Source organism: Glycomyces arizonensis DSM 44726, from assembly GCF_000482705.1.
GTDB lineage: Bacteria > Actinomycetota > Actinomycetes > Mycobacteriales > Micromonosporaceae > Glycomyces > Glycomyces arizonensis.
Genome location: NZ_AXWO01000004.1, coordinates 151,770 through 177,993 on the forward strand (window position 1 = coordinate 151,770; position 26,224 = coordinate 177,993).

Annotated in this window: 27 protein-coding genes and 1 pseudogene; 10 read left to right on the plus strand and 18 right to left on the minus strand. The window is 69.6% G+C overall.

Annotation, left to right across the window (positions count from 1 at the left end):
- Window positions 1-49: 49 nt before the first annotated feature.
- Window positions 50-541: a GNAT family N-acetyltransferase gene (locus H613_RS24905; protein ID WP_051393040.1), complete on the plus strand. Its 492-nt coding sequence runs from the start codon at window positions 50-52 to the stop codon at window positions 539-541.
- A 66-nt stretch (window positions 542-607) separates the two neighbouring features.
- On the opposite strand, the gene H613_RS0106930 is transcribed toward H613_RS24905, so the two are convergent.
- The 3 genes from H613_RS0106930 to H613_RS0106940 form a co-directional block, all read right to left on the minus strand.
- Window positions 608-1,660 (minus strand): endonuclease/exonuclease/phosphatase family protein, encoded by a 1,053-nt coding sequence (locus H613_RS0106930; protein ID WP_156925869.1) that lies wholly within the window; start codon window positions 1,658-1,660, stop codon window positions 608-610.
- Between the two features lie 137 nt (window positions 1,661-1,797).
- The gene (locus H613_RS0106935; protein WP_026923241.1) at window positions 1,798-2,823 is read right to left on the minus strand and encodes a glycoside hydrolase family 11 protein; all 1,026 of its coding nucleotides are present in this window, start codon (window positions 2,821-2,823) and stop codon (window positions 1,798-1,800) included.
- Window positions 2,824-3,322: 499 nt separating this feature from the next.
- Window positions 3,323-3,799 (minus strand): MarR family winged helix-turn-helix transcriptional regulator, encoded by a 477-nt coding sequence (locus tag H613_RS0106940; RefSeq protein ID WP_026923242.1) that lies wholly within the window; start codon window positions 3,797-3,799, stop codon window positions 3,323-3,325.
- A 62-nt stretch (window positions 3,800-3,861) separates the two neighbouring features.
- Here H613_RS0106940 and H613_RS0106945 point away from each other — a divergent pair, with 62 nt between their 5' ends.
- The gene (locus tag H613_RS0106945) at window positions 3,862-4,254 is read left to right on the plus strand and encodes a cupin domain-containing protein (protein WP_211234738.1); all 393 of its coding nucleotides are present in this window, start codon (window positions 3,862-3,864) and stop codon (window positions 4,252-4,254) included.
- A gap of 139 nt (window positions 4,255-4,393) precedes the next feature.
- Here H613_RS0106945 and H613_RS24910 read toward each other — a convergent pair whose 3' ends face one another.
- Both H613_RS24910 and H613_RS28975 read right to left on the minus strand, forming a co-directional pair.
- The gene (locus H613_RS24910) at window positions 4,394-4,819 is read right to left on the minus strand and encodes a DUF6220 domain-containing protein (protein ID WP_156925870.1); all 426 of its coding nucleotides are present in this window, start codon (window positions 4,817-4,819) and stop codon (window positions 4,394-4,396) included.
- Window positions 4,812-5,846 carry a carboxymuconolactone decarboxylase family protein gene (locus H613_RS28975; RefSeq protein ID WP_051393043.1) on the minus strand — a complete coding sequence of 345 codons (1,035 nt, stop codon included), beginning with the start codon at window positions 5,844-5,846 and terminating at the stop codon, window positions 4,812-4,814. The genes H613_RS24910 and H613_RS28975 overlap by 8 nt, the downstream gene beginning before the upstream one ends.
- Before the next feature lie 210 nt (window positions 5,847-6,056).
- Between H613_RS28975 and H613_RS24920 the strand changes: the two genes are divergently transcribed.
- Entirely contained in the window at window positions 6,057-7,202 is a 1,146-nt protein-coding gene (locus H613_RS24920; RefSeq protein WP_051393044.1) for a sensor histidine kinase, read from the plus strand.
- Entirely contained in the window at window positions 7,199-7,861 is a 663-nt protein-coding gene (locus H613_RS0106965) for a response regulator (RefSeq protein ID WP_026923244.1), read from the plus strand. The genes H613_RS24920 and H613_RS0106965 overlap by 4 nt, the downstream gene beginning before the upstream one ends.
- A 6-nt stretch (window positions 7,862-7,867) precedes the next feature.
- On the opposite strand, the gene H613_RS24925 is transcribed toward H613_RS0106965, so the two are convergent.
- The 5 genes and pseudogenes from H613_RS24925 to H613_RS24935 form a co-directional block, all read right to left on the minus strand.
- On the minus strand, window positions 7,868-8,734 hold the full coding sequence (locus tag H613_RS24925) for a YihY/virulence factor BrkB family protein (protein ID WP_051393045.1): 867 nt from the start codon (window positions 8,732-8,734) through the stop codon (window positions 7,868-7,870).
- Between the two features lie 103 nt (window positions 8,735-8,837).
- Window positions 8,838-9,227: pseudogene (locus H613_RS32870) on the minus strand (DUF7144 family membrane protein); the annotation flags it as partial.
- Window positions 9,228-9,300: 73 nt separating this feature from the next.
- Window positions 9,301-9,897 (minus strand): anthranilate synthase component II, encoded by a 597-nt coding sequence (locus tag H613_RS0106980; protein ID WP_026923246.1) that lies wholly within the window; start codon window positions 9,895-9,897, stop codon window positions 9,301-9,303.
- The gene (locus H613_RS24930; RefSeq protein WP_035736711.1) at window positions 9,890-10,204 is read right to left on the minus strand and encodes a hypothetical protein; all 315 of its coding nucleotides are present in this window, start codon (window positions 10,202-10,204) and stop codon (window positions 9,890-9,892) included. The genes H613_RS0106980 and H613_RS24930 overlap by 8 nt, the downstream gene beginning before the upstream one ends.
- Window position 10,205: 1 nt before the next feature.
- Window positions 10,206-11,216 (minus strand): class E sortase, encoded by a 1,011-nt coding sequence (locus tag H613_RS24935; RefSeq protein WP_156925871.1) that lies wholly within the window; start codon window positions 11,214-11,216, stop codon window positions 10,206-10,208.
- A gap of 405 nt (window positions 11,217-11,621) precedes the next feature.
- Between H613_RS24935 and H613_RS0106995 the strand changes: the two genes are divergently transcribed.
- Window positions 11,622-11,882: a cell division protein CrgA gene (locus H613_RS0106995; RefSeq protein ID WP_026923247.1), complete on the plus strand. Its 261-nt coding sequence runs from the start codon at window positions 11,622-11,624 to the stop codon at window positions 11,880-11,882.
- Between the two features lie 113 nt (window positions 11,883-11,995).
- On the opposite strand, the gene H613_RS0107000 is transcribed toward H613_RS0106995, so the two are convergent.
- Entirely contained in the window at window positions 11,996-13,153 is a 1,158-nt protein-coding gene (locus H613_RS0107000; protein WP_026923248.1) for a thiolase family protein, read from the minus strand.
- A complete protein-coding gene (locus tag H613_RS0107005; protein WP_026923249.1) occupies window positions 13,146-13,661 on the minus strand; it encodes a YbhB/YbcL family Raf kinase inhibitor-like protein in 516 nt (171 codons plus the stop codon). The genes H613_RS0107000 and H613_RS0107005 overlap by 8 nt, the downstream gene beginning before the upstream one ends.
- A 234-nt stretch (window positions 13,662-13,895) precedes the next feature.
- Between H613_RS0107005 and H613_RS0107010 the strand changes: the two genes are divergently transcribed.
- On the plus strand, window positions 13,896-14,990 hold the full coding sequence (locus H613_RS0107010; RefSeq protein WP_026923250.1) for an aminotransferase-like domain-containing protein: 1,095 nt from the start codon (window positions 13,896-13,898) through the stop codon (window positions 14,988-14,990).
- A 356-nt stretch (window positions 14,991-15,346) separates the two neighbouring features.
- Here the strand turns inward: H613_RS0107010 and H613_RS0107015 are convergent, their stop codons facing one another.
- Window positions 15,347-15,721, minus strand: a complete 375-nt coding sequence (locus H613_RS0107015) for a hypothetical protein (protein WP_026923251.1) — start codon at window positions 15,719-15,721, stop codon at window positions 15,347-15,349.
- Between the two features lie 116 nt (window positions 15,722-15,837).
- Here H613_RS0107015 and H613_RS0107020 point away from each other — a divergent pair, with 116 nt between their 5' ends.
- Complete coding sequence (locus H613_RS0107020) at window positions 15,838-16,350, plus strand: peptidylprolyl isomerase (RefSeq protein WP_026923252.1); 513 nt, start codon at window positions 15,838-15,840, stop codon at window positions 16,348-16,350.
- A complete protein-coding gene (locus tag H613_RS0107025; RefSeq protein WP_026923253.1) occupies window positions 16,351-17,310 on the plus strand; it encodes a rhomboid family intramembrane serine protease in 960 nt (319 codons plus the stop codon).
- Window positions 17,311-17,436: 126 nt separating this feature from the next.
- On the opposite strand, the gene mobA is transcribed toward H613_RS0107025, so the two are convergent.
- Window positions 17,437-18,105, minus strand: a complete 669-nt coding sequence (gene mobA, locus H613_RS24940; RefSeq protein WP_051393047.1) for a molybdenum cofactor guanylyltransferase — start codon at window positions 18,103-18,105, stop codon at window positions 17,437-17,439.
- Window positions 18,106-18,114: 9 nt separating this feature from the next.
- Complete coding sequence (locus H613_RS0107035) at window positions 18,115-19,092, minus strand: DUF4192 domain-containing protein (protein ID WP_084546425.1); 978 nt, start codon at window positions 19,090-19,092, stop codon at window positions 18,115-18,117.
- 403 nt (window positions 19,093-19,495) lie between these two features.
- Here H613_RS0107035 and dnaE point away from each other — a divergent pair, with 403 nt between their 5' ends.
- Window positions 19,496-23,035 carry a DNA polymerase III subunit alpha gene (gene dnaE, locus H613_RS0107040; RefSeq protein ID WP_026923255.1) on the plus strand — a complete coding sequence of 1,180 codons (3,540 nt, stop codon included), beginning with the start codon at window positions 19,496-19,498 and terminating at the stop codon, window positions 23,033-23,035.
- Between the two features lie 216 nt (window positions 23,036-23,251).
- Here dnaE and H613_RS0107045 read toward each other — a convergent pair whose 3' ends face one another.
- The 3 genes from H613_RS0107045 to H613_RS0107055 all read right to left on the minus strand — a co-directional run bounded on the left by H613_RS0107045 (window position 23,252) and on the right by H613_RS0107055 (window position 25,192).
- A complete protein-coding gene (locus tag H613_RS0107045) occupies window positions 23,252-23,908 on the minus strand; it encodes a class I SAM-dependent DNA methyltransferase (RefSeq protein WP_026923256.1) in 657 nt (218 codons plus the stop codon).
- Window positions 23,909-23,988: 80 nt separating this feature from the next.
- Entirely contained in the window at window positions 23,989-24,504 is a 516-nt protein-coding gene (locus tag H613_RS0107050; protein ID WP_156925872.1) for a hypothetical protein, read from the minus strand.
- A gap of 106 nt (window positions 24,505-24,610) precedes the next feature.
- On the minus strand, window positions 24,611-25,192 hold the full coding sequence (locus H613_RS0107055; protein WP_026923258.1) for a TetR family transcriptional regulator: 582 nt from the start codon (window positions 25,190-25,192) through the stop codon (window positions 24,611-24,613).
- A gap of 103 nt (window positions 25,193-25,295) precedes the next feature.
- Here H613_RS0107055 and H613_RS0107060 point away from each other — a divergent pair, with 103 nt between their 5' ends.
- The gene (locus tag H613_RS0107060; protein WP_026923259.1) at window positions 25,296-26,213 is read left to right on the plus strand and encodes an SDR family oxidoreductase; all 918 of its coding nucleotides are present in this window, start codon (window positions 25,296-25,298) and stop codon (window positions 26,211-26,213) included.
- The last annotated feature ends 11 nt before the right edge of the window (window positions 26,214-26,224 follow it).

The following is a 26,224-nucleotide window of genomic DNA, read 5'->3' on the forward strand; positions in this document are numbered from 1 at the left end:
GATTCGAACGGCCGGACCCGCAGATGCAGACGAGATCGTGCAAGTTCGCGTGGCATCGTGGCGCGCGGCTTACAGCGGCCTCGTCGACGACAAGGTGCTCTCCGGCCTGCGAGATGAGCCCTCCGAGTCGTTCGTGATGAACCTGAGTTCGCCGCCGCCGTTCTGGCTGACGCTGGTGGCCGAGCGCGGCCCCGACGTCATCGGGTCCATCACGGTCGGCTGGGACACCAGGGAATCGGGCCGAGGCGAGGCGGAGTCCGGGCAGCCCGGCGAGGTGTGGATGCTGTACGTGCATCCCGATCACTGGGGCGGCGGCGCGGGGTACGCGCTGATGCGCGAGGCGCACAAGGCGCTCAACGAGTTCGGGCTGGCGCCGATCCGCGTGTGGGTGCTCGAGGGCAACGAGGTCGGCAAGCGGTTCTATGAGCGCTACGGGTTCGTCCTGGACGGAGAACGGGCCGACTACGAGATCGGACGCCGGGCCTATCCGATCGTGCGCTACACGCTCCCGAAGGACCGCCTGGTGGACGAGCTCGTCTAACGGCCATGTTGAGTTATACCCTATAATTTATGTCCTATAACGCGGAAGGGCGCTTGCGGTGCTTCGTCAGGTCGGGAGTTGGATCGTGGCCACGACCGGGGCATGGTCGCTGCCGTCTTTTTCGAGGACCTCGAAGTCGCGCACCGCGATCTCCTCGTCGACCAGGACATGGTCGAGCGTCACCGCGGGCGGGCGCACGAGTCCGTTGAGGTAACCGCCCTCGATCGGGCGCCACGTCGCGGCCAGGCCCTCGCCGGTCGTCTCGGCGGCGTCGGTGTAGCCCGAATCGATGAGATCGCGCAGCATCCCGTGGTCGAGCGTCGCGTTGAAGTCGCCCGCCAAGACCCACGGCACCGCGTCCTCAGGCCTCGGGAGCTCCCCGAAGTCGGCCTCCCACAACGGGATCCGCTCAGGACTCGCGGGCGCGGCCGTGTGCACCGCCATGAAGCGTGCCTTCGCTCCGTCCGGCAGGGTCACCTCGGCCGCGATCTGGTGGAAGATCCCTCCCGGCTCCAGCTCCTCGAGCCGCTCGAGCGGGTGGAGCGAGTAAACCCCGGTCCCCACCGCCAGCTCGGCGGGCTCGGCGATGACGTACGGCATCCTGTCCTCAAGCCCCAGCTCGGCCAACCGCTCATAGGCGGACGGCGTCAGCTCCTGGACGCTGAGAAGGTCCGGTTCGTAGCGGTCGACCAGCTCGACGATGCGCTCCAGGTTCGCCGTGCCCACGTACACGTTCACCGACAGCACCCGCAGCTCGACGCCGTCGGCCACCGGCTGCTCGTTCGGGATCGCCCGCGGGGCGATCACCGCCACCATGGCCAGCGCCGCCACGCCGGTGGCGATCGCGGCCCTCCAGTGCCGGAACGCCGCCTGCACCCCCGCGCCCACCAGCGCCGCCCCGGCGACGTACGGGACGAACGCGATGGTCGTGACCAGGATCCACCCCGACTCCAGGCCGAACAGGCGGATCGCGGCATAACCCCAGACCGCGGCCGTCGCCGCCCACGAGCACGCCCGGAAGACGCGACCCCGGTACCAGCGCACACGGCTCACTTCCGTTTGCGGCGCTTCGGGCTCGCGGAGTCGCACCGTCGCGTCGGCAGCCTGGAAATCGCCCATGGGCCGAGCCTAGCCGAGGCGGCCCACCCCGAACGCGTCATCGCATCGCGTTGTCCGCACGGCTCGGGCCACGCCGGCGCGGCGCGGCGGCCGAGGCCGCCGCGCCGCAGGTGCGTTGGATAAAGGTTCGGGTTCGGTCAGCTGCAGGAGACCGAGGGCCAGTTCCAGTTGCCGTTGTGCTTGATGGTGACGCCGAAGTTGTTGCCGCTGCCGTTCGGCGTGCAGACCATCCGCGTCGCGGTCGGCCACTCGGCGTTGCAGTTCCAGTAGGCGATGACCCTGGCGGGGTCGGGGAGGTTCAGGACGACCCTCCAGTCGCTGGAGCCGGACACGTTGACGCCGAGGTTGTACCGGTCGCTCCACTGCTGACCGGCGGTCAGCGACGCGGTGCAGGCGCCGCCGCCACCGCCGTCGTTCCCGCCGTCGTCACCGCCACCGCCGTCGTTCCCGCCGTCGTCACCGCCGCCGGAGCTGCCGACCGTGATGTTGGAGCTGCCGCTGCTCTGGTAGCCCTCGGTGGCCATGATCATGTAGTGGGTGAAGCTGCCGAGGTTCAGCCCGGCGCGGGCCCACGCGTCGAAGTGGGTGCCGGTGTTGATGGTGCCGCTGCTCCGGGCGCTCTGCCGGACGCTCCAGTACTGCGCGAAGGTCTTGTTGTCGCCTTCGACGGACGGCTTGTTGTACCGCATGGACTTGAGGATGGTGTACGTGCCGCCGTCGTCGTTGACCGTGCCGAGGGTCTGGGCGCCGCTGCTGGGGTTGTAGGGGCCGTGGGACTCGACGATGTAGTACTCCACCAGCGGGTTGGTGGTCCAGCCGTAGAGCGCCAGGTAGCCGTTGCTGCCGTGGTTGACCCAGCCGTTGTAGCTCACGCTCCGGCGGCCGCCGTTGCTCCAGCCCTTGCCGCCGACCCAGTTGTTGACTCCGTTCCACTGGGAGCTGTAGTTCCCCCCAGAGCCGAGGGTCATCGAGGCCGCGCCCTGGGTGTCGGTCCAGAACGAGTAGTAGTAGCCGTTGTGGGTGCCCGTCTGGTTGCTGGTGATGGTCTGCTGGGCCTGAGCGGTGCCGGGCAGCATTATCCCGGTCGCGCCGAGCGCCAGGACGGCGGAGCCTCCGAGAAGGATGCTCCTGCGGCTGAACGGGCCGCTTGAGTCGTGTTTCATGGGCGTCTTCCTTCTTGTGACGCTGGCGGGGCCAGCCTGCGCGGTGCGAACCGGCGGTTCCGGCGGCGGACGGTAACATCCGCCGCGCGCCGTCGTCGTACGACGCAGCTTGTTCTGGTCGGTAGGCGTGAGGGAGCGACGACCTGAGGACCGGTCCCGCTCGGCGGTTGCGATCGACGGCCATCGATGTCTTCTGGTGTGAACAGTATGGTGTCGCCCCGCCGGGTTGTCAATAAGTTCCGGAAGGTTTTCGATAATTAAATCTCGCATGTACATGTTCGAGAGATGATGTAAGGCCTGTATATGGCTAGTACTTAAGCGGTAAAGATCAAGATGGGTCGATGCTTTGCGCGATCTTCGGTCTGGAAATCGAGTCATGTGAGCCGAAACTTTCGGAATATTTTCGAACGGTGTTGAGAGGTGTGAGCGGACCGTCGCCACCTTGTTCGGCTCGCCGTGGCGGCGGATCGCGGCAGCGGTCTGGAGTGCGGCCGTCCTATCACCACACGGGGCGCAGGGGCGGCAGCGGGCCGCCGTCGGTCAGCGCCCTGATGAGATCGCCCAATATCGCGTGCAGGTCGCCGAGCTCGGCCGCGCCGATCCGGTCGCCGAGCTCCGCCTCCAAGCTCTGGAGGATGCGGCCCGCCACCCGCAGGTGCACCAGCGCAGTTGAAGTGAGCACGACCAGCTTCCTCCTGCCGCCTTCGGGGTGCGGGCGCCGCTCGACGTACCCGTGCCGCTCCAGGTAGTCCACGATCTGCCCGGCGGCCTGCTTCGTCACGCCCAGGCGCTGCGCCAGCTCGCTACTGGTCGCCCCCTCGGCCCCCAGCGCCTGGAAGGCCAGGCCGTGGACCGGCCGCAGATCGCCGTACCCGGCCTCCGCGCCCCGCGCGGTGAACTCGGAGATCAGGAGCTGGAACGCCAGGCCGAGCTTGAATGCGAGCTCGAGGTCGTCGAGGCCGTCGTCGCCGTTCATGCCGTCGAGTTTGCCATATGAGAGTCAAGCTGCTTTACTTAATGAGTAAAGCAGCTTGACTCATGAAAGGCAGTGAACCCATGCACGTCATCACGCCCACCGACGACAACGTCATCGCCACCGCCGCAGCCGAGATGACCGGTCTCGCCTCCCCCAGCCGCGGCAGCACCGAACTGAGCACCTGGAAGGTCGGCATCGAGCCCGACACCGCCGGCCCCAAGCACGTCATCGACCGCGAGCAGGTCTGGACGGTGACCGCCGGAGCCCTCGAGGTCGTCGCCGAGGGTCGCACCGAGCAGGTGCGCGAGGGCCAGACCCTCGTGGTCCCCGCGGGCGTCCTCCGCGTCTTCCGGACCACGGACCAGGCTGCGGAGGCGCTCGTCGCCATGGCCGTCGGCGGCCGCGCCTTCCTCCCAGGAGACGACACCGGGCAGCCCGTGCCCTGGGCGCAGTAGCACCGCCCGCCGGGCATACGGGCGGCCCGCGGCGCTGGGGTGCCGTCCTGCGCCGCGGGCCGTGCTTCCTGGTTTCCTTACAGGGCTGAAGTTCCTTTTGGGACTGAGTTTTCTTTTGAGACCGGGCTTCCTGGCGGGACTAGGCCGCGGCGGCGGCCGAGGCGGTCTCCCCCTGAGCCTCCTTGCGGGACTGGAGGATCCGCTTCGCCGTCCGGCTGGTCGCCTCGGCGAGACCCAGGATCATCAGGGCGTTGATCGCGTGGAGGCCGAAGACGAGCTGCCCCGCCGTCGTCCCGCCGACGCTGACCGCCGCGATCACCGACTGCAGGGCCACCAGCCCCACCACACCCGCCGTCATGCCGACCAGCTTGCCCCCGGCACGCGACAGCGCGGCGAACAGGATCGCCAGGAGCGAGACCGTGCCGATGAGGTAGCCGTTCATGATGTGCAGGGCGAACGCGTCGCGCGTGTCGCCCGTTCCCATGGCGCCGTAACCGGCCAGGAAGAACTGGATCCCGATCAGGATCTGTACCAGCATCATCCAGATTCGAAAGAACTTAAGCATCGATGGCTCCTATTTCAGTGAGGTTGCATTGCATTCGGTCGACGGCGTGCATCACCGCGAAGCCCAGGACGGACACGGTGCGGTGGTCGGACAGCACACCCGCGCGCCACGTCGCCACGGCGTCGTCGTCGATCGAGCCCGGGTCGAGCGCCGCCGACGCCGCCAGGCGGGCGCCCAGCGCCGCCCCGTCCGGCAGGTCCTCGATCCCGTCGATCGCGACCGGCCGGGGCACCGGCTCCAAACCCCACTGGTCCACCGACTCGGTGACGGCTCGCTCGACGCTCTGCGCCGCGCGCTCGTCCAGTAGCTCGCGCCCGCAGCCCGCGACCGCCCGCAGCTGCGCGTACGCGCGCCCCACCGGCGACTCGCCCGCCCAGGCGGGAACGGCGAGGTCGAGCGTCGACCACCGCTCCTGGAGCCACGGCTCCCGCGGTTCGAGCAGCGGCAGGCTCAACCCCGGCTCCAGATCCGCCGCCACGGCTGTGCGGACCTGCCGGGACGCCACCGCGCGGCCCAGCTTCGTGGCGGTGACCGGATGCGGTGAAACGTTGTGCGCCAACACCTTCAACAGTCGGGTGATGAACTCGAAGACCAGCGCGGTCCCGATGAACCGCGGCGCGGCCGATGCGCGGAACGGCCCGTCCAGGCTCGGCACGGCTGCCCACTCGGCCAGGTCCGCGTGCGCGTACGGCGTCCTGCCCTCGCGCACGGCCTCGGCGAGGTCGTGCTCCCCGGCGGCGTGCAGCATGACCGTGTGCGCGTCGACGCAGAACCGGCAGGCGTTCTTGACCGCGATCGTGGTCGCCACGACCTCCTTCGCGGTGCGCTCGGCGGGCCCGCCGACGAGCAGCGACTCCCGCAGCAGCGCCCACATCGGCGCGAGCAGCTCGGGAGCGGGGGAGAGCATCGTGAACGGCGGACCGACGGTGAGGCCGAGTTCGGCCTTCGCCTGCCGGTAGACATCGGCCACGAGTCCTTCGGCGGCGTCGGGGTCGACGGGGGTGACGTGTCGGATTGAAGGTGCCATCGCATCGGGTCCCTCGGGTGGGTTGCGGCACAGGTTTTCGCGCCTCAATCGAGAATCCCCTGTGCGGGGGCGGATGTCGTCGTCCCCTTGTCGGAGATCCGCTCCGGGCCGTACGTCGCAACGCTGGTCCCCGTGTACGACCCTGGTCGTACACGGGGCCTGGAACCGCTGGTCGACGCTGCCGCCGACGGCCCGACCTAGGATGGAGCGATGTCGAACAAAGCGGTGTCGAAGCGCTTGCCCGTCGGGCGGAAGGACATCATGCTCGGAGCCGCGCTCATGGCGGTCTCCGAGCTGATGGCCCTCTTCGGCCCGTTCGAGGTCGACCTGCCGCCCTACGCGTGGGCGGCGCTCGGCATCGGGCCGGTCGCACTGGTGTTCCGGCGCGCCTACCCGCGCACCGTGGTCACCGTCGCGATCGTCTGCATGGTCGTCCTCACCCACCTCGACCTCGGCCTGCTCCCCGCCGTGCCCGCGCTGGTGGCCATCGCCACGGCCATGTACATCGGGTACCGCTCCTGGACCGTCACCGTGGTGCTCGTGCTCTCGGCGACCATCGCCTTCGGCTTCTGGTGGTCCGCCGATCGGAGCCTCACCGGCGACGTCGTCAGGGACACCCTGCTCATCGTCGGCTGGCTGCACGTCGCGATGATCTCCGGTGAAAGCCGGCGCCAGCGGGACGCCTACATCGAGGAGGCCGAGCGCACCAAGGAGGAGGCGGTCAAGCGCAAGGCCGCCGACGAGCGCGTCCGCATCGCCCGCGAGCTGCACGACTCCCTGACGCACTCCATCTCCGTCATCCGCGTCCAGGCCGGCGTCGCCGTCCACTTGGCGCGCAAGCGGAACGAGCAACCCGCCGAGGCGCTCCTCGCCGTCGAGGAGGCCGCGAAGGACGCCACGAGGGAATTGCGCGAGACGCTCACGATGCTGCGCGACGACGACGGCCTCAGACTCGGCCGCATCAAGGACCTCACCGAGCGCTACCAGGGGCTCGGCCTCGAAATCGACCTCCAATGCGACTGCGACAACCTCGAAGTGGAACCCGAGGTGGACCACGCCGCCTACCGGATCGTGCAGGAGGCGCTCACCAACGCCGTCCGCCACTCCGGCGGCAACCGCGTCGAGGTCCGCGTCGGACGCCTCGATGGCGCACTCGGCGGTGCGCTCGACCTCGCCGTCGTCGACAACGGCCGCGTCGCGTCCTTCGAGCCCGGCCGGGGTATCACCGGGATGCGCGAACGCGTCGACTCGCTCGGCGGCTCGCTCACGGTCGGCCCGGACCCGCACGGGTTCGCCGTCCGCGCCCAACTCCCGGTGCAGACCGGGGCCGATACCGAACGGAAGGCACTGCGTTGATCCGGGTGCTCCTCGCCGACGACCAGCCGCTCATGCGCGGCGGCTTCCGCGCGCTCATCGACGCCGAGGACGACATGACCGTCGTCGCCGAGGCCGCCGACGGGCCCGCCGCGGTCGAACTCGCCCTCGCCCACCGGCCCGACGTCGCGCTCCTCGACGTCGAGATGCCCGGCGGCGACGGCATCAGCGCCGTTCGCGAGATCGCCTCGCGAGACGTGCTGTCAGCGCTGCGCGTCGTCATGCTCACCAACTACTCCTTCGACGCCTACGTCTTCGACGCGCTGCGCGCCGGAGCCGCCGGATACCTCGTCAAGGACACCGAGCCCGAGGAGCTGCTGCGCTGCGTCCGCGCCGCCGCGTGCGGCGAGACCCTGCTGTCACCCGCGATCGCCGCGAAGCTCGTCGCCGAGTACGTGGCCCACCCGCCCGCGCGGCTGGCCGGGAAGATCGAGGGCCTGACCGGCCGCGAGACCGAGATCGTCGCCCTGGTGGCGCGGGGCCTGACCAACGCCGAGATCGCCGAGCGGCTGTTCATCAGCCCCGCCACGGCCAAGACGCACGTCCACCGGGCGATGATGAAACTCGGCGTCAGAGACCGCGCCGGACTGGTCGTGTTCGCCTACGAGTCCGGCCTGGTGCAGCCCAAGGGCGACGGCTGAGCGTCGCTAGCCGATCGCCGACTCGTCGTGGCGCGCTCCGCCGTGCCCCGCGGCGCGGTCCTCCTCGGCGAGCGCCGAGACGTTGTACTCCGCGCCGAACAGCAGGACCGCGTTGGTGATCCACAGCCACACCAGGAAGACGATGACGCCGCCGAGCGTGCCGTAGGTCTTGTCGTAATTGGCGAAGCTCGCCACGTACAGCCCGAACGCCACCGACGCGACGACCCACAGCACCACCGCCACGACCGCGCCGGGGGCGCGGAATCCGAACGGCGATCGCCTCGCCGGGGCCAGCCAGTACAGGAGCGCGACGATCACCATCACCAGCACGAGGATGATCGGCCACTTCACCCACTTCCAGGCGGTGACGGCCGTGCCGCCCGCGCCGACCGCCTCCCCGATCGCGGTGGCCACGGCGCCGCCGGTGGCGGCGACGAGGCCGCACACCGCCGTCAGCACGCCGACGACCACGGTCAGCACGACGCGGACGATCAGGACGGTCCACCACTTGCGGGTCTCGCCGGTGCCGTTCACCTCGTTGAGCGCCCGCGAGAACGCGGCGATGTAGTTCGACGCGGCCCACAGGGCGGTGGCGAGGCCCACCAGTGCCATGACACCGGCGGTCGCCGGATTGGTCTGCAGGCCGGTGACCGCGTTCTCGATGATGGACATGGCGTCGGCCGGGGCCACGTCCCCGATGCCCTTCAGGAGCTCCTCGGTGGCGTCCTCGTCGAGCATGCCGATGAGCGAGGTGCCCACCAGGATGGCCGGGAAGAGCGACAGCACCGAGTAGTACGTCAGCGCCGCGGCGTCGTCCAAGCGATTCGCCTTGAGGAACCGCTTCGCCGCGGTCTTGAAGGAACGACGGCCCATGGACCCCACCGTGCCAGCTCGGGGCACGGCGCGCGACTAAACGGACGATTCCGTCATCGGCGTCGCCCGCGTTCGGGCCGACCTCGTCGGCCTGCGTGGCGACGGCCCAGACCACGAAGACGTCGAGGACGATCACCAGCGATGCCCACAGTGGATGGCGTGGCGCGAGGAGGCACTGGTTCACCGCGGAGACGGCCGCGACCAGCATCGCCAGTGCCGCCTTGCCGCGCAGGCGGCCGAGGCGCCTGGTCACCCCGATCAGCGCGAGCCCCAGGACGACTCCGGCGAGGCCGATGACGAGGTTCACCCAGCCCCAGACGGTGCCGTCGCCGCGGTACCAGTAGCCGCCGGGGAAGGCGAACGCCTCGCCCGCGGCGCTGGCGCAGCCGATGACGACCTGCGAGACGCTGACGGGCAGCAGCAGGACCCCGGCGAGGACCAGTCCGCCGCGCGGCCGGTGCCGGGTCGGAGGGTTCCAGTCCTGGCGAGTCAAGTGCGTCCCTTGCGTGCCGTGGAGCGCCGCGGCGAGTGGTCGGTGCCGTCCCAGCTTAGGCGACGGCGGGTTCCTATGTGGTCTGGCGCGCCGAGTCCGGCAGGCGGTGCAGCCAGTTGTCGAGCAGGGCGCTGCCGTCGTCGGTGAGGATCGACTCGGGATGGAACTGCACCCCTTCGACGTCGAGGTCCCGGTGGCGCAGCGCCATGACGACCCCGTCGGCGGTGGTGGCGGCGACCGCCAGCGGAGGGGCGACGGTATCAGGCTCGACGGCCAGGGAGTGGTAGCGGGTGGCCGTCAACGGGTTCGCGCAGCCCGCGAACAGGCCGAGGCCGTCGTGGTGGATCGGTGAGGTCTCGCCGTGGCGCAGCTGCGGGGCCCGCGAGACCGTCGCGCCCCAGTGCTCGGCGATGACCTGGTGGCCCAGGCACACGCCGAGGATCGGCACCGACGCGGCGAACCGGTCGAGCAGGGCGTGGCCGAGCCTGGCCTCGGCGGGGCGCCCGGGGCCGGGCGAGAGGAGGATCCCGGCCGGGCGCAGCGCCTCGGCCTCGGCGAGGGTGACCGCGTCGCAGCGGCGGACCTCGACGCGGGCGCCCAGGGCGCGCAGGTAGCTGACGATGGTGTGGACGAAGGAATCGCGGAAGTCGACGACGAGGACGCTACCCATCGCCCTCCTGGTCCTCGGCGTCCGCGGGAGCCGTCGCGGTCTGGTAGTCCTCGGGGTCGAAGCCGGTATGCGGGCAGTCGACGCCGGGTGTGCAGCTGGGTTCATCTCCGGCGGGCTCATTGTCGCCGCCCTCCTCGTTCTCGACGGTCGTACCGCCGACGTCGACGTTGCTCCACGGCATCATGGGCCGGATCGCGGGGAACGCCACGAACCACAGCAGCGCGAAGACTCCCGCCGTCAGGGCCAGGGAGCCGATGAGCTTGCCGGGCAGGCCGCCGGGGAGGCGCTTCCAGATCCATCCGTACACGTCAGGCCTCCGGGTCGATCGCCGCGTCCGGCAGGTCGCCGTCCGGGTCGCGCTCGATGGTTTCGATGAGCTGGGAGTAGACGACGTACCGCTGGTAGTTGTCCCACCGTGGGTGGCAGGTGAACAAGGTCAGCCAGTAGTCGTCGTCGCCGGGCTCGACGCCGGGCTCGCCCGGCACGGGGGCCGTGATGTCGACCTGGGTCTCGTCGACGACGACGTGCTCTTGGACCTCGTAGATGTAGAAGTATTCCTTGGTCTCGATGACGACCTTGTCATCGGGTTCGAGGTCGCGGATCTCGGAGAAGATCGCGGGGACGTTGTGGCCGGCGAGGGTGAAGTTGCCCTGCTCGCCGGGATAGGCGCCGTCGAGGTACCGGCCGGGCGCGTACCGGATGTCGTCCAGGTCGGTGCCCTCGACGAGGATCCACGACTCGGGGCGGATGTCGGGCGCCCACATGCGGGCGAAGGCGTCGCCGAGATCGGGGATGGGGGCGCCGTCGACGCCCTCCTCCGCCTCTTTCTCGACATTCCAGAGGACGTCGAGGTCGGTGGAGAGGTCCTCTTGGTGGTTGTTGATCTCGGCGCTGACGCCGAAGACCTCGTAGGCGGCGTAGAGCAGGACGATGACGCCGAAGGTGATGAGGACTTCGCCGACGCCGCGGACGGTCTTGCGGACCTTGCCGGTGCTCTCGTCGTCGCGGTGGCGCTTGACGGACTGCTTCTTGCGGGCGGCGGAGTCGGCGCCGACGGGCGCCGGGACGGGGTCGGTCGGGATCTGGGGGAGGATTGCGGTGGCGTCGGGCGCAGGGATGAGATCGGGAGGATCCTTCTTCTTCCCCGCAGAGGGCGGTCGCAGTGGAGCGGTCTGGTCGTGAGGGGGGTCCGTCTGCGGGTAGGGCGACGGGCGCGGTGAAGGGGAGGGCGGGGGCACACTGGCCCTGCCCGGGCTCGGCGCGGGCCGCGGCGGGGAAGGGGGTTCCTCCGCGAAGGGCGACCAGTCCTGCTCGTTCACCTGGGAACATCGCCTCCGTCAGATCATGTGATCGGCTCGTTGGGGAACGGTTTCGCAACCATAACGTCCCACGCCATCCTAAGGTGACGTCTCGAGTCCAAGTATCGCCCGAATGGGCACGTGAGCGGGGACCACGCACCAAAAGACGGCTGAACGAGCCCGTTTTCACCGACAGTGCGGAACCGGGCGCACTGAGCGGTCCCGGCCATCGACTGCGGGCGGCTGCGGCTGCGGCCGCGCGGCGCGGCCGCGGGACCGCTCCGGCGCCGAGCGGGGTGGCGTCGCCCAGTAGCCCACCACAGGCGCGCGGTGTAGACCGCTCCCGCGGCCGGGCAGGGTGGCGGGCACCCCCGAGACAAGCGGTACCCTGAACTTCGGATATGTCCCTCAATTGGAGAACCGCCGATGCCGAAGTCACGCATGCGCAAGAAGAAGGTCTACTCGAACGCTTCGGGGAGGAGCTCCCAGAGCGGCGAGAGCTACGAGCCCAGTCCGATGTGGGTGCCGATCACCGCCGTCGCGCTCATCGTGATCGGCATCGGGTGGCTGACGCTGTTCTACCTGTCGGGCATGTCGTACCCCGTCGCCGCCTGGGGCTATTGGAACCTGGCGGTCGGCTTCGCGGCCATGGTCGCGGCCCTGCTGGTCCTCTCCAAGTGGCGATGACGCCGTACCGCGTTTCTAATTTTATAGGCTATAATATTGTTATAGCCTATAATTTATAGGTTTTAGATCTTATATGATATAGGATCTGAGGTTATTATAGCCTATAACATTGGTTAGAGCAGCTCGAACACCGTTGCATTGGCCATGCCGCCGCCCTCGCACATCGTCTGGAGGCCTCGCCTCGCGCCGACGTCGCGCATGTAGTGCAGCATCGTCGTGGCCAGCCTCGCCCCCGACGCCCCCAGCGGGTGGCCCAGCGCGATCGCGCCGCCGCGCGGATTCATCCGCTCCTCGTCGGCGCCCGTCTCGGCCAGCCACGCCAGCGGGATCGACGCGAACGCCTCATTGACCTCGAACACGTCGATCTCGTCGAGGTCCAGACCGGCCCTGCGCAGGATCCTCGCCGTCGCCGGAATCGGCCCGTCCAGCATCATCACCGGATCCGAGCCGACCACCGTCGAGGCCGCGATCCGCGCCAGCGGCCGCACCCCGAGCCGACGCGCGTGCTCGTCGGTGGTGATCACCAGCGCCGCCGCTCCGTCCGAGATCTGCGACGACGACCCCGCCGTCACCGAACCATCCTCTTTGAACACCGGCTTCAGGCTCGCCAGTTTCTCCATGCTCGTGTCGCGCCGGATCCCCTCGTCGCCCGCGACGCCCGCCAGCGGTGCGATCTCCGCATCGAACGCGCCCTTGTCGGCCGCGTCGGCGGCCTTCTCGTGGCTGGCCAGTGCGAACGCGTCCATCGCCTCCCGGCTCACCCCGTAGCGCTCGGCCACCAGCTCCGCCGCGATGCCCTGGTTGAACAGGACCGGCGCGGCGGCGTCCACGCGATCGCCGTAGCGCTCGCGCACCGCCGGACCGTACGGCTCACCGGCGCCGGTACCGACGTTCGAACCCATCGGCACGCGCGTCATCGACTCCACGCCCCCGGCGACCACCACGTCGGCGTGCCCGGCCAGCACCGCCGCCGCGGCACTGCTGATCGCCTGCTGGCCCGAACCGCACTGCCGGTCGATAGTGGTGCCGGGGATCGCCCCAGGCCACCCTGCCGCCAAGACCGCGTTGCGCGCGACGTTCCACGACTGCTCCCCGACCTGCGAGACGCAGCCGAGCACGACGTCGTCGACCGCGTCCGGCTCCAGCCCCGAGCGCTCCAGCGCCGCGGTGAGCGCGTGCGCGGCCAAGTCGACCGCGTGGACCCCCGAGAGTCCGCCGCCGCGCCTGCCGACCGGGGTGCGCGCGGCGGCGAGGACCACGGCCTCAGGCATTGCGGTACACCGGCGTGATCAGGCCCCTCGCCAGCACGTTGAAGGTGATGTTGAACGAGCCCACCGCCATCGACGCGTCGGAGGGCACCTCCAGCTTCTGCTTCAAGGCGTGGACGGCGAAGATGTAGCGGTGCTGGCGGTCCCCCGGAGGCGGAGCCGCACCGGCGAAGCCGACCTTCCCCGAGTCGCTGCGCAGCTGCACCACGCCCGCGGGCGGGTCGAGGTCGGCGCCGGTGGCCAGCTCGGTGACCGTCGGGTCGAGGTCGAGCATCATCCAGTGCCACCAGCCCGAGCCGGTGGGCGCGTCGGGGTCGAAGCAGGTCACCGCGAACGCGGCGGTCTCCTCGGGGAAGCCCGACCAGGACAACTGGGGTGAGACGTCCCGGCCCGAGACATGGGCCTCGGGCAGCGTCTCGCCGTCGGCGACGTCGGTGGACGTCACCTCGAACGGGGGAACCTGCGGAAGGAAGTCGTACGGCCAGGGGGCCTGCGGACGGTCGAGCGTCATCGTCTCCTCCTACTGACGGCGACGGGTGCGGAGCCGCGGAACCGCGGCGAACCCGTTGAGGCCCACGGGGCCCCACTACAGCACCGTAGCGCTTGGCCGGACCCCGCGCAGCCAGGGCCGCCACGCGCCCCGCGTCGGACCCCGAAGGCCACGCATGCGCTCGCCGATACCGCGGCAGTGCCGCTCGGCAGTGCCGCTCGACGATGTCCGGAAGCAGCGCATACGCTGGTGGACATGCCGAACACCGACGTCATCTCATTCTCCCGGGGCGCCCCGTCGCTCGACATCGTCGACACCGAGGGCCTCAAGACCGCCGCCGCCGCCGCGCTCGACACCGACCCGGCACGGGTCACCGGCTACGGCACCTCCGTCGGCTACCCGCCGCTGCGTGAGTGGATCGCCGCCAAGCACGAGGTCGAGCCGGAGAACGTGCTGGTCACCAACGGTTCGATGCAGGCCGACGCGTTCTTGTTCGACGACCTGGTGGAGGCCGGAGCGCCCGTCATCGTCGAGCGGCCGACCTACGACCGGACCCTGCTGGGCCTGCGCCAGCGGCGCGGCGAACTGCACCCGGTGACCGTGCAGGCCGACGGCCTCGACGTCGACGAACTCGAGGCCATCCTCAAGGGCGGGGTGCGGCCGAGTCTGGCGCACATCATCCCGAACTTCCAGAACCCGGCCGGCGTGACGCTCTCCGGCGACAAGCGGCGCCGCCTCCTGCAGCTCGCCGCCGAGTACGACTTCACGATCTTCGAAGACGACCCGTACCTCGACATCCGCTTCCGCGGCGAGCAGTTCCCGACCATGCTCTCCGAAGACACGCAGGGTCGCGTGGTGTACGCGTCGTCGTTCTCCAAGACCGTGTGCCCCGGGCTGCGCACCGGCTACCTGGTCGGCCCCGCCGACTTGATCGGCCGGATCGCCAAGGCCGCCACGAACACCTACATCGCGCCGAACATGTTCGCGCAGGCGACGATCCACCAGTTCGCGCAGGCGGGCGCGCTCGACCGGTCCATCGCCACCGTGAAGGCGGCGCTGGAGGAGCGCGTGGACCAGCTCTCGGCCTCGCTGCGGGCGCATCTGCCGAACGCCGAGTTCGTGGTCCCCGACGGGGGGTACTTCCTGTGGGTGGACCTGGGCGAGGGCGTCGACTGCGAGAAGGTGGCCTCGGCCGCCGCCGACGAGGGCGTGCAGGTCGTCAAGGGCACCGACTTCGTGGTCGAGGGCGGGGAGTCGTGCCTGCGTCTGGCCTACTCGGCCGTGCACGTCGACCGGATCGACGAGGGCGTGCGCCGCCTGGCGAAGGCCGTCGAGGCCACCCGCGCCTAGACCGCACTTCGATCACACTGCGTGCTGAAATCGACACGTCACGTCGACAATGGGTGGCGGTTATACGCCATGGCGCATAACCGCCACAGGCAAACCCTTCACATTGGGCGCATGGGGCGCGAGAATCGGTCTCGTGGTCGCGGCGCAGCCGCGCGGTAAGACCGAATTCTCGCCCCCATTGGCGCCGGATCGGTGAACTCGCCCACTCCCCCCCGGGGCGAGGCACCGGTCCGGCGTTCAACTTCCGCACGGGACCTGAGCGCGGTGAAGCGGGCCCGGGCAGCCGAGAACACCTCCGACCGGCGGGTCGCGCCGATCGGAACACGGACCTCACCCCGCTCGAACGATGCGGGCGTTCAGCGGTGCACGTGCTCGATCAGTTCCTCGTTGATCGCCTCGTCGGTGATGCGGGGATTCCGCTCGGTGTCGTCGAGCAGCTCATCGGCCAGCAGCGACTCGCCGATCGACTCGGTGCGCTTGCGGTACCACATGTACGCGGCGGCTCCGCCCACCGCGACTCCGGCGCCGATCACCGCGGCCACCAGCGGCCACCTGCGGGGCTGCGGCTTCCGCAGCCCGGCCTTCATCAGCATGCCGTTGACCTTCGGCGCCGCGGCGTCGCGCGTCCCCCGCGCGGCGGCCACCCCGGCGTTCTTGAAGCAGACCGCCCCTTGGGTGAGGTTGTCCTTGACTTCCTTGGCGGGAGTCGTGGAATTCCGGCTGAAACCCATCGTGATAGCCCTCCTCTAGGTGCTCGTAGTCTCATGTTGCCCCGCCTTGCGAGACGCGTCGCGCGAAACGGGGGAGAAAGTTGGACCAACATGACGCGTCTGGCACCATTGACGCCATGACAAAGGCGACTCTGAAGACCAACGTCGGTGACATCAAGCTCGACCTGTTCGACAACCAAGCGCCCAAGACGGTCGCGAACTTCGTGGGCCTGGCCGAGGGCACCAAGGAGTACACCGACCCCAACACCGGCCAGTCCGGCTCGGGCCCGTACTACGACGGCGTCATCTTCCACCGCGTCATCAGCGGCTTCATGCTCCAGGGTGGCGACCCGACCGGCACCGGCCGCGGCGGCCCCGGCTACCAGTTCGGCGACGAGATCCACCCGGACCTGCACTTCGGGCAGCCCTACCTGCTGGCCATGGCGAACGCCGGGCCGGGCACCAACGGCTCCCAGTTCTTCATCACCGTCTCGCCCACGCCGCACCTCAACGGCCGCCACACCATCTTCGGCGTCGTCGCCGACGCGGACTCCAAGGCCGTCGTCGACCAGATCGCCAAGACGCAGACCGGGCCGATGGACCGTCCCGTCAGCGACATCGTGATCAACAGTGTGAGCATCGAGAAGTAAATGAGCGATGAGCAGTCGGCCCCGGTCTGCTATCGCCACCGGAACCGCGAGACCTACCTGCGGTGCGTCCGCTGCGACAAGCCGATCTGCGCCGACTGCCGAATCGACGCCCCCGTCGGGTTCCAATGCCCTGACTGCGTAGCCGAGGGCCGGCGCACCGCGCGCCGGCCCCGCTCGGCCTTCGGCGGGCGGGCCTCCACGGCGTTCGGCGGATCCGGGGGCGGATCGGCGGGCACGGTCACGAAGGTCATGATCGGCCTGAACGTCGCCATGTTCGTGCTGACGCTCGTCGTCGGCGGCACGGCCGCGATCGGCGGCGGTGCCACTGACCTGCACCGCGCGCTGGCCGAGGCCAGCTTCTTCGTGCACCCAGACGGTTATGTCTACTCCGACGCGCTCGTCGAGCTGTTCGGGAACGGGTTCTCCCTCCCCGGCGTGGCCACGGGCGGCGAATACCGGATGCTGACCGCGATGTTCATGCACTTCGGGGCCATTCACCTGCTGTTCAACATGGTGGTGCTGTGGATCCTCGGTCGAGTGCTGGAGCAGGACCTCGGCCCGCTGCGGTTCCTCGCGGTGTACCTTCTCGCGGGCCTGACCGGAAGCGTGGCGGTCTACCTGTTCACCGACCCGCTCACGCTGACGGCGGGCGCGTCGGGGGCCATCTACGGCCTCTTCGGCGCGCTCATCATGGTCAACAGGCGCTTGAGCCGGGACAGCTCGGGAATCTACATCCTGCTCGGCCTGAACCTCGTGCTGACCGTGGTGAGTGGCTTCAGCCTGGCCGGTCACGTCGGCGGGCTGGTCGGCGGCCTGCTGTGCGGCGCGGTGCTGGCCTTCACGCCGCGGGCGCAGCGGCGTGTGCTGCACTGGGTCGGCTTCGCCGTGGTCCTGGCGCTGCTGGTGGCCTTGACGATGTGGCGCACCGGAGCGCTCGAGAGCCAGTACGGCCTCGTCTGAGCGCCGTCTGCGGGCGGTGCCGCCCGGGCTCACCGGGTGTCCGCGCGGCTTCGGTCGCGCGAGCGGCGGTGCGGCTCGCCTGGGCCTTCCGTGGCACCATGAGGCGCCGCTCGCCTCAGCCGGGTCTCAGATCGCGCCTTTCATGCAGTCCGCCCATGCCCTGGCCTGCTCCAGGTCTTCCGGTGTGTCGCAGTCGAACCACGGCGGCGGCCCTGTCTGCTCCCAGTACACCCCCTCCACCTCGATCCCGTTGAACAGGCTCCTCGCCGGATCGCCCGGCATCGCCCTCGCGGCGTTCGCCCGCACCGCCGCAGTGGGCCAGACCCCGCACAGCCACTGCCGCCGCCCGGCGTCGTCGCAATACAGCGCGCCCGTGCCCGCCCCGGCCTCATCGGCCCGCCGCATCAGCAGGCGCAGCGCCTCCGGGCACATGAACGGCAGGTCGCCCGGCAGGATCACCACCCGTTCGCAATCGGCGGGCACTGCCTCCAGCCCCGAGGCCACCGCCCTGGCGGGCCCCGACCCCGGCGGATCCTCCAGCACCGCCAGCACGCCCTCCGGCAGCGGCCCGGCCGTCGGCGGCCGCGCCCCGACCACCACCGAGCACGCGGCGTCGACGCAGGCGGCGAGCATCCGCTCGAGAATGGTGATGCCGTCGACCACCAGCTCGCTCTTCGCGGTGCCCGCGAACCTCCGGGCCCTGCCGCCGACGAGGAAGAGCGCGGCGAAGCCGTCCTCTCCTCGCCCACCGCCCGAACCGGAGTGACCAGTGCCCTCAACGGGAGTGTCTCCCATACTTCAAGCCTAGCCATCGAGAAGCTCGCTCGCTTTCTCGCGGCCGATTCCGGCCAGTGCCCCCGGCGGGATTCCCGCCTGGAGCGCGTTCAGCAGCAACCGCGCCAACCGGTAGGTCGGCCGTGCCCGCAGCGCCAGCTCCAGCGCCTCGAGCGCCAAGACGCCGTTGCCGAACCGGTAGGCCGCGAAACCGGCGACCGTCGCGGCCGGGGCGACCAGCTCGTCATCGAGGTGGCGGGCCAGCCAGATCCACAGATCGGTGCGGTTGCCCTCGAACCTGCCGGAGTTGATGCGGTCGATCGCGTAGTCGCGGATGTCGAGATCGCCCAGCGCCAGGCCGAGCGTGGCGATGCCCTCGACGTCGGGGAGCTCGGGCGAACTCATCCACTGGTCGAGGGCCTTGAGGTCGCGGCCGCGCTGCTCGGCCCAGTCGAGCTCGATCTCGGCGAGCAGGGCCGCGTCGACCGCGGTGGCGACGGCGGCGCGGCGGCCCGGTTCGGCGGGGTCGAGCTGGGCGGCCACGGCCTCGCGGTCCGGAAGGGCGTGGGCCCCGGCGACGGCGACCTCGCACGAGGCCGGGGAGGTCTGCGGCACGGGCTTGCCCTCGGCCGGGCAGCAGTCCCGCGCGCAGTCGAGGCTGAACCAGCGGCCCTCGGTGATGCGGATCCGGTCGATCGGCTTGATGCCCGCCGCGTCGAGCCGCTGCGCGGTGCGCGCGAGCGCGGCCTCGGCGACCTCCCGCTCGCCGTAGACGATGAGGATGCACCCGTCGCAGTCGTTGCGGCACAGCTGCGCGGTGAGGTCCCGCAGGTGCTCGATGTGGTCGGCCGAGCCGGGCAGGTCGACGCGGAAGGTGCACTGGAATTCGAGCTTCGCCAGCCCGACCACGACGAGGCTGTGCTCTGGATGGAATCCCAGGAGCAGTGGGACGGTGGTGATGAGGTCGATGGGACCTTTGATCCTGATTTTCGTCTCTGTCATGTTCATGCCACAAGTGTCTTGCCGATGTCAACAGATGGCAAGAATTAATTTCCTGCCTGTGGATAACTCTATGACGCCTGTGGATAACTATGTAGTTGAATTTCTCTCATGCGTGGTATGTGTTTATCCATCGCATTCCTGAGCACCACCGGAGTCCTCGATGGGCGGTGCGGTGCGCTCCCACGTGCGGCGTCTCCGCCACTGAGGCGGACGGCATTCGGGCCGCCGAGTCGGCGCGCCGCGACGGCGGCAGGGACTAGGCTGGAGAACTGAGTCAACCGGCGGCGCCCTCGCCCGGCGCGGTGCCGGCAATCGGGTTTCAACAGGCTCGCGGCAGTACCAGTCCACCACTCGCCCAGCACAAACGGCGAGCGCGTGCACGACCGGGCCGCGCAAGAAGGAGCATCTCGTGTCGAAGCAGTTCGTCCACCTCCACGTGCACACCGAATACTCGATGCTCGACGGTGCGGCGAAGTTGAAGCCCTTGTTCTCCGAGGCCGAGCGGCTCGGCCAGCCCGCCATCGCCATGACCGACCACGGCAACATGTACGGCGGCTACGCCTTCTACCAGGCGGCCAAGAAGTCCGGCGTCAAACCCATCCTCGGCATCGAGGCCTACCTGGCGCCCCACGACCGCTTCCACAAGAAGCCGGTGTTCTGGGGCGAGCCCAGCCAGCGCGGCGACGACCTCTCCGGCGCCGGTTCCTACACCCACATGACCATGGTCGCCAAGGACTCCGCCGGCGCCCGCAACCTCTTCAAGCTCTCCAGCGCCGCCTCCTTCGAGGGCTACTACTACAAGCCCCGCATGGACCGCGAGCTCATCTCGCAGCACGCCGAGGGCATCGTCGCCACCACCGGCTGCCCCTCCGGCGAGGTCCAGACCCGCCTGCGCCTCGGCCAGACCGAGGAGGCGTACCAGGCCGCCAGCGACTACCGCGACATCTTCGGCGCCGACAACTACTTCATGGAGATCATGGATCACGGCAACCAGATCGAACAGCGCGTCAAGGACGAGCTGTACGAACTGGGCAAGAAGATGGGCCTCCCGCCGCTGGTCACCAACGACTCCCACTTCGTCACCGAGGAGCAGAAGGACACCCACGCCGCGCTCCTGTGCGTCCAGTCTGGCTCCACCCTGGACGACCCCAAGCGCTTCAAGTTCGACGGCGAGGGCTACTTCCTGCGCTCGGCCGAGCAGATGTACGCGGTCCGCAATGACGAGATCTGGCAGGAGGGCTGCGCCAACACCCTCCTCGTCGCCGAGAAGGTCGAAGGCTACGACGAGATCTTCACCGCCCAGGACCGCATGCCCACCATCGACGTCCCCGAAGGACACGATCAGGCGTCCTGGCTGCGCCACGAGGTCGAAGAGGGCCTCAAGGAGCGCTTCGGCGGCGGCGAGGTCCCCGCCGAGTACCGCGAGCGGGCCGAACTCGAACTCGACGTCATCATCAACGCCGGATACCCCTCCTACTTCCTCGTCGTCGCCGACCTCATCAGCCACGCCCGCTCCGTCGGCATCTACGTCGGCCCCGGCCGCGGCTCCGCCACCGGCTCCCTCATCGCCTACGCCATGCGCATCACCAACATCGACCCCCTCGAGTACGGGCTCCTGTTCGAGCGCTTCCTCAACCCCGAGCGCGTCTCCATGCCCGACATCGACATCGACTTCGACGACCGCAGACGCGGCGAGATGATCACCTACGCCACCGAGAAGTACGGCAAGGAGTTCGTCGCCCAGGTCATCACCTTCGGCACCATCAAGACCAAGGCCGCCTTGAAGGACGCCGCCCGCGTCCACCACGGACAGCCCGGCTTCTCCATTGCCGAACGCATCACCAAGGCCCTGCCACCGCCCGTGGCCGCCAAGGACATCCCGCTGTCGGGCATCACCGACCCGGACCACGAGCGGTACAAGGAGGCCGTCGAGGTCCGCAGCCTGATCGAGAACGACGGCGAGGTCCGCCAGATCTTCGACACCGCGCTCGGTCTGGAGGGCCTGATCCGCAACGCGGGCGTCCACGCCTGCGCGGTCATCCTCTCCTCGCAGCCGCTCGTGGACTGCATCCCCATGTGGGCCAGGCCGGACGGGTCGATCATCACCGGCTGGGACTATCCGTCCTGCGAGGACCTCGGTCTGCTCAAGATGGACTTCCTGGGGCTGCGCAACCTCACCGTCATCGGCGACGCCATCGAGGCGATCAAGGCCAACAAGGGCGTCGACCTCGACCTCGACACGCTTTCGGTCGACGATCAGGCCGCCTACGAGCTGCTCGCGCGCGGTGACAGCCTCGGCGTGTTCCAGCTCGACGGCGCCGCCATGCGCGAACTGCTCAAGCGCATGAAGCCGACCGCGTTCAACGACCTCATCGCCCTCATCGCGCTCTACCGTCCCGGCCCGATGGAGGCGAACTCGCACAACAACTACGCCGACCGCAAGAACGGCCGCCAGCAGATCACCCCCATCCACCCCGAGCTTGCCGAGCCCCTTGAGGACATCCTCGCCGAGACCTACGGACTCATCGTCTACCAAGAGCAGATCATGAAGATCGCCCAGAAGGTCGCCGGATTCACCATGGGCCAGGCGGACGTGCTCCGCAAGGCCATGGGCAAGAAGAAGATCGACGTGCTGGAGAAGATGTTCGACGATTTCGAGTCGGGCATGGTCGCCAACGGCTTCGGGAAGGACGCCATCAAGACCCTGTGGGACATCATGCTCCCGTTCGCCGGGTACGCGTTCAACAAGTCCCACGCCGCCGGGTACGGCCTCGTCGCCTACTGGACGGCCTACCTCAAGGCCAACTACCCCGCCGAGTACATGGCCGCGCTGCTCACCAGCGTCGGCGACTCCAAGGACAAGGCCGCGGTCTACCTCTCCGAGTGCCGCAAGATGGGCATCACCGTCATGCCCCCGGACGTCAACGACTCCCGCCACGTCTTCCACCCGGTCGGCGAGGACATCCGCTTCGGCATGGGGGCCGTGCGCAACGTCGGCGCGAACGTCGTCGAGGGCATCATCGAGGCCCGCGAGGAGAAGGGCGCCTTCACCGACTTCAAGGACTTCCTGCAGAAGGTGCCCGCGCCGGTGTGCAACAAGCGCACCATCGAGTCGCTGATCAAGGCCGGCGCGTTCGACTCGCTCGGCCACGCCCGCCGCGGCCTGGCCGAGGTGCACGAGAAGGCCATCGACGCGATGGTGTCGATCAAGAAGGAGGAGGCCCGCGGCCAGTTCGACCTGTTCGGCGGCATGGCCGAGACCACCGACACGCTCGGCGTCGACCTGACGATCGCCGACGACGAGTGGGAGCGGCGCGACAAGCTGGCGCTGGAGCGCGAGATGCTGGGGCTCTACGTCTCCGACCACCCGCTCAACGGCTTCGAGCGGCTGCTGTCCTCGAACGCCGACCGGCCCGTCGCGGCCCTCCACGGTGAGGAGCTCCCCGACGGCGCGAACGTCCGCGTCGCCGGGATCCTCCAGAACGTGGCCAAGCGCGTCACCAAACAGGGCAAGCTGTGGGCCTCGGCCACATTGGAGGACCTGGCCGGCTCGATCGAGGTCCGGTTCTTCCCCAACACGTACGAGCTCGTCTCCGATTCGCTGGCCGACGACCTCATCTGCTGCGTCAAGGGCAAGCTCGACCGGCGCGACGGCACCGCTCAGCTCATCGCCCAGGACCTCGCGGTGCTCGACACCTCGAGCGGCCCGGAGTCGAACTCGGCGCCGATCACGCTCGCGCTGCGCGCGGCGGCGGTCAACCAGCAGCTCATCGAGAAGCTCTCGGACACCTTCCGCACTCACCGTGGCGAGGCGCAGGTCCGCGTGCAGCTCGCCAACGGGCCCAAGACGACCATGCTCGCCCTGGGCGACGACTGGCGCGTCCGCCCCTCGGTCGAACTGTCGGCGGACCTCAAGGCACTGCTGGGCGCCGGGGCGCTCGTCGGATAATGGTCAAGTTATAGGTTATAGTCTTTGTTGCTATAACCTATACCTAGATCTGGCCCCGATTGCGAGGGCCGGACCCGTTCGCGCGCGAGGTCCACCGAGAGCGGCGCCCCGTTCCAGACGGACAAGGTGGTCGAGCCCGTCCAGTGCGCCGCTGCCACCCCTGAGTGCGTGAAAGCCTCGAATCGGGTTGCCCCGCTTCGCCCGCGGAAGCCGCGCCTACGACTCGGGGGGCCTGCGGACCAGGAAGTGGGCGAACTCGAAGCCGCGTTCGCTGTCTTCGGGCGGCTGCTCGATCAGCCTGGCGGTCTCGGTGAATCCGGCGTCGGTCAGCAGCGCCGCGACGCGGTCGATCGACAGCCGGTAGGCGAGGGTGACCTTGTGGTCGAACGGCCAGGCGAGCTGCGAGGCGTCGGTGCTGGCGAAGAACATCAGCATCAGGTGGCCGCCGGGCGCGAGCACGCGGTGGAACTCGGCGAAGACATCGGGGAGCTTCTCGGGAGGGGTGTGGATGATGGAGCACCGCGACACCAGGCCGCCGAGCGTGCCGTCCTCGACCTCCAGCGCGGTCAGTGATCCCTGCTCGAAGCGCAGACTCGGCCGCTCCCGGCGGGCGACTGCGAGCATCTCGGACGAGAGGTCGACGCCGAACGCGTCCAGACCGCGGTCGTGCAGGTACCCGGTGACGCGCCCCGGGCCGCACCCCGCGTCGAGGACCGGCTGCGAACCGGCCTCCTTCACCAGGTCGGCGAAGGCGTCCAACATGGCACGGTCGAGAGGGTTGTCCTGCATGGTGCTTCGGAAGGTCTCGGCGTACTCCTCGGCGACGGAGTCATAGGCCGAGCGGGTGGTGGTGAGGAATGCGGGTTCGCTCATGATGAGGACCCTACGCGCCGAGTCGGACATGTGCGGGCCGGCCGGATCCCGGGCCGGCCCGCACATGTCCGATGGGGACGCTACTCGGCCAGTCCGTCGGCGAGGGCGGTCTCGAACTCCGCCTGGACGTCCTCCGGCGTGCCGTTGGGGCCGTAGTGGAGGACCACCGAGCCCTCGGCGTGGGCCTCGCCGATCTCCTCGGCGGCGGCAGCGGCCATCTCGGCGGTCATGTACAGCATCACGGTGGCCTGCGAGCCTTCCTCGCCGATGGTGAAGGCCTGCGTGCAGTCGGTGATGTCGCAGGACTCGACGTCGGCGCCGAGGTCGGTGAACTCCCCGTCGGAGAGGCCGGCCTCCATGAGGACGTCCACGACGGCCTGGGTGCTGATGGGCGGCTCGAGCGCGGCCGCGGCCTCGGCCGGCATGTTGTCGAGGTCCCCGGCCGACTCCCACTCGTCGGCGACCGAGGGGGGAGTGGACCCCTCCTGCTCGGCTCCCGCGTCGGGCGTCTCGGGCTCTTCTTCGTCGCCGCTGCTGCATCCGGCGACACCAAGGACGGCCACAACAGCGGCGGCCGCGATCACCACACGTCGCATATATCCACTCCCATCGAAGCGTTGACTACGCGGATCATATCGGTTTAGTTCGATGTATCAACGCGCGGGTGGAAGCGGTACCAAGGGGAGTTCGGGCCCACTGGCCTCAGGCGGGGCGAGCCTCCTGTCCGGTGCCGGTGACGGCCTTGAGTTCGTCTATGCCGCTTCGGATCAGCTCGGGCATCTCCCGTGTCTCGGAGTCGTCGAGCCAGCGCTCGAAGGCGACTCGGAAGACCGCGATGCCGGCCTCGGCGGCGAGGATCGCGGGCAGCTCGGGCGTGCCGCGCTCGCGCAGTGCCGCGGCCATGGTGCGCGCCAGCGACGCCAGCTTCACCAGCTCGCGCTCCTGGAGCTCCGGGTTCGCGGCGATGACGGCCTGGCGCTTGAGAGCCCGCTCGCGGCGGTCCTGGAGGACCTCGCCGAGCCTCTCCAGGGCCCGGGCGACCGCCTCGAACGGGGCGGTGCCCTCGGGGGCGGCGCCGACGGCCTCGGTGATGGCGCCGCTGAACGGCTCGGAGCTGAAGAGCACCTCGCGTTTGTCGCCGAAGTGCCGGAAGAACGTGCGCTCGGTGAGCCCGGCCCGCTCGGCGATCGCCGCGACGGTGGTCTGCTCGAACCCGCGCTCGGCGAACAGCTCCAGGGCGGCCTCCTCCAGCCGCCCGCGCGCGTTCGGTTCCCATCTGCCCATCTCCCCATACTAGTTGACGACAGTGACTGACATGAGATACGTTTATGTCAGTCACTGACATCAGGTGGTCCAGACGGGCCGCCGCACCATCGGGAGGAAACCCATGCGCGTATTCGTCACCGGCGCCACCGGCTGGATCGGCTCCGCTCTCGTCCCCGAGCTCATCGCCGCCGGGCACGACGTCGTCGGCCTCGCCCGCTCCGACGCGGGCGCCGCCGCGCTCGACGAGGCGGGAGCGGAGGCCCTGCGCGGCAGCCTCGACGACCTCGACGTGCTGCGCAAGGCGGCCGTCGACGCCGACGGCGTCGTCCACCTCGCGTTCAAGCACGACGTCGCCTTCGGGGGCGACTTCCCCGCTGCCGGCGCCGCGGACCGGGCCGCCATCGAGGTCTTCGGTGAGGCCCTGGCCGGCACCGGCCGACCCTTGGTCATCGCCTCCGGCATGCTCGAGACCGCCGTCGGCGAGCTCGCCACCGAACGCGACCACCCCGACCCGGCCGCCGTTTCGGTCGCGGCCGTCCGGTTCGCCAACGCGCAGGCGACGCTCGACCTCGCCGAGCGCGGCGTCCGCGCCTCGGTGGTGCGGCTGCCGCCGACCGTCCACGGCGACGGCGACAACGGCTTCGTGCCGGCCCTCGTCGGCGTCGCCCGGACCATGGGCGTCTCCGGCTACATCGGCGACGGCGCCGCCCGCTGGGCCGCCGTCCACCGTTCCGACGCCGCGACGCTGTTCCGCCTCGCGGTCGAAAAGGCCCCGGCCGGGTCGGTGCTGCACGCGGTCGGGGACGAGGGCGTCCCGACCCGCGCCATCGCCGAGGCGATCGCGAGGCACCTCGGCGTGCCCGCCGCCTCCGTCGCCCCCGAGGACGCGTACGACCACTTCGGTTGGGTCGGCGCCTTCGCCGGGAACGACCGCGCCGCCTCGGGCGCGATCACGCGAGAGCTGCTCGGCTGGGAGCCCACCGGACCCGGCCTCCTCGCCGACCTCGACCAGGGCCACTACTTCGCCGAGCGGTCCTGAACCGGGACGCG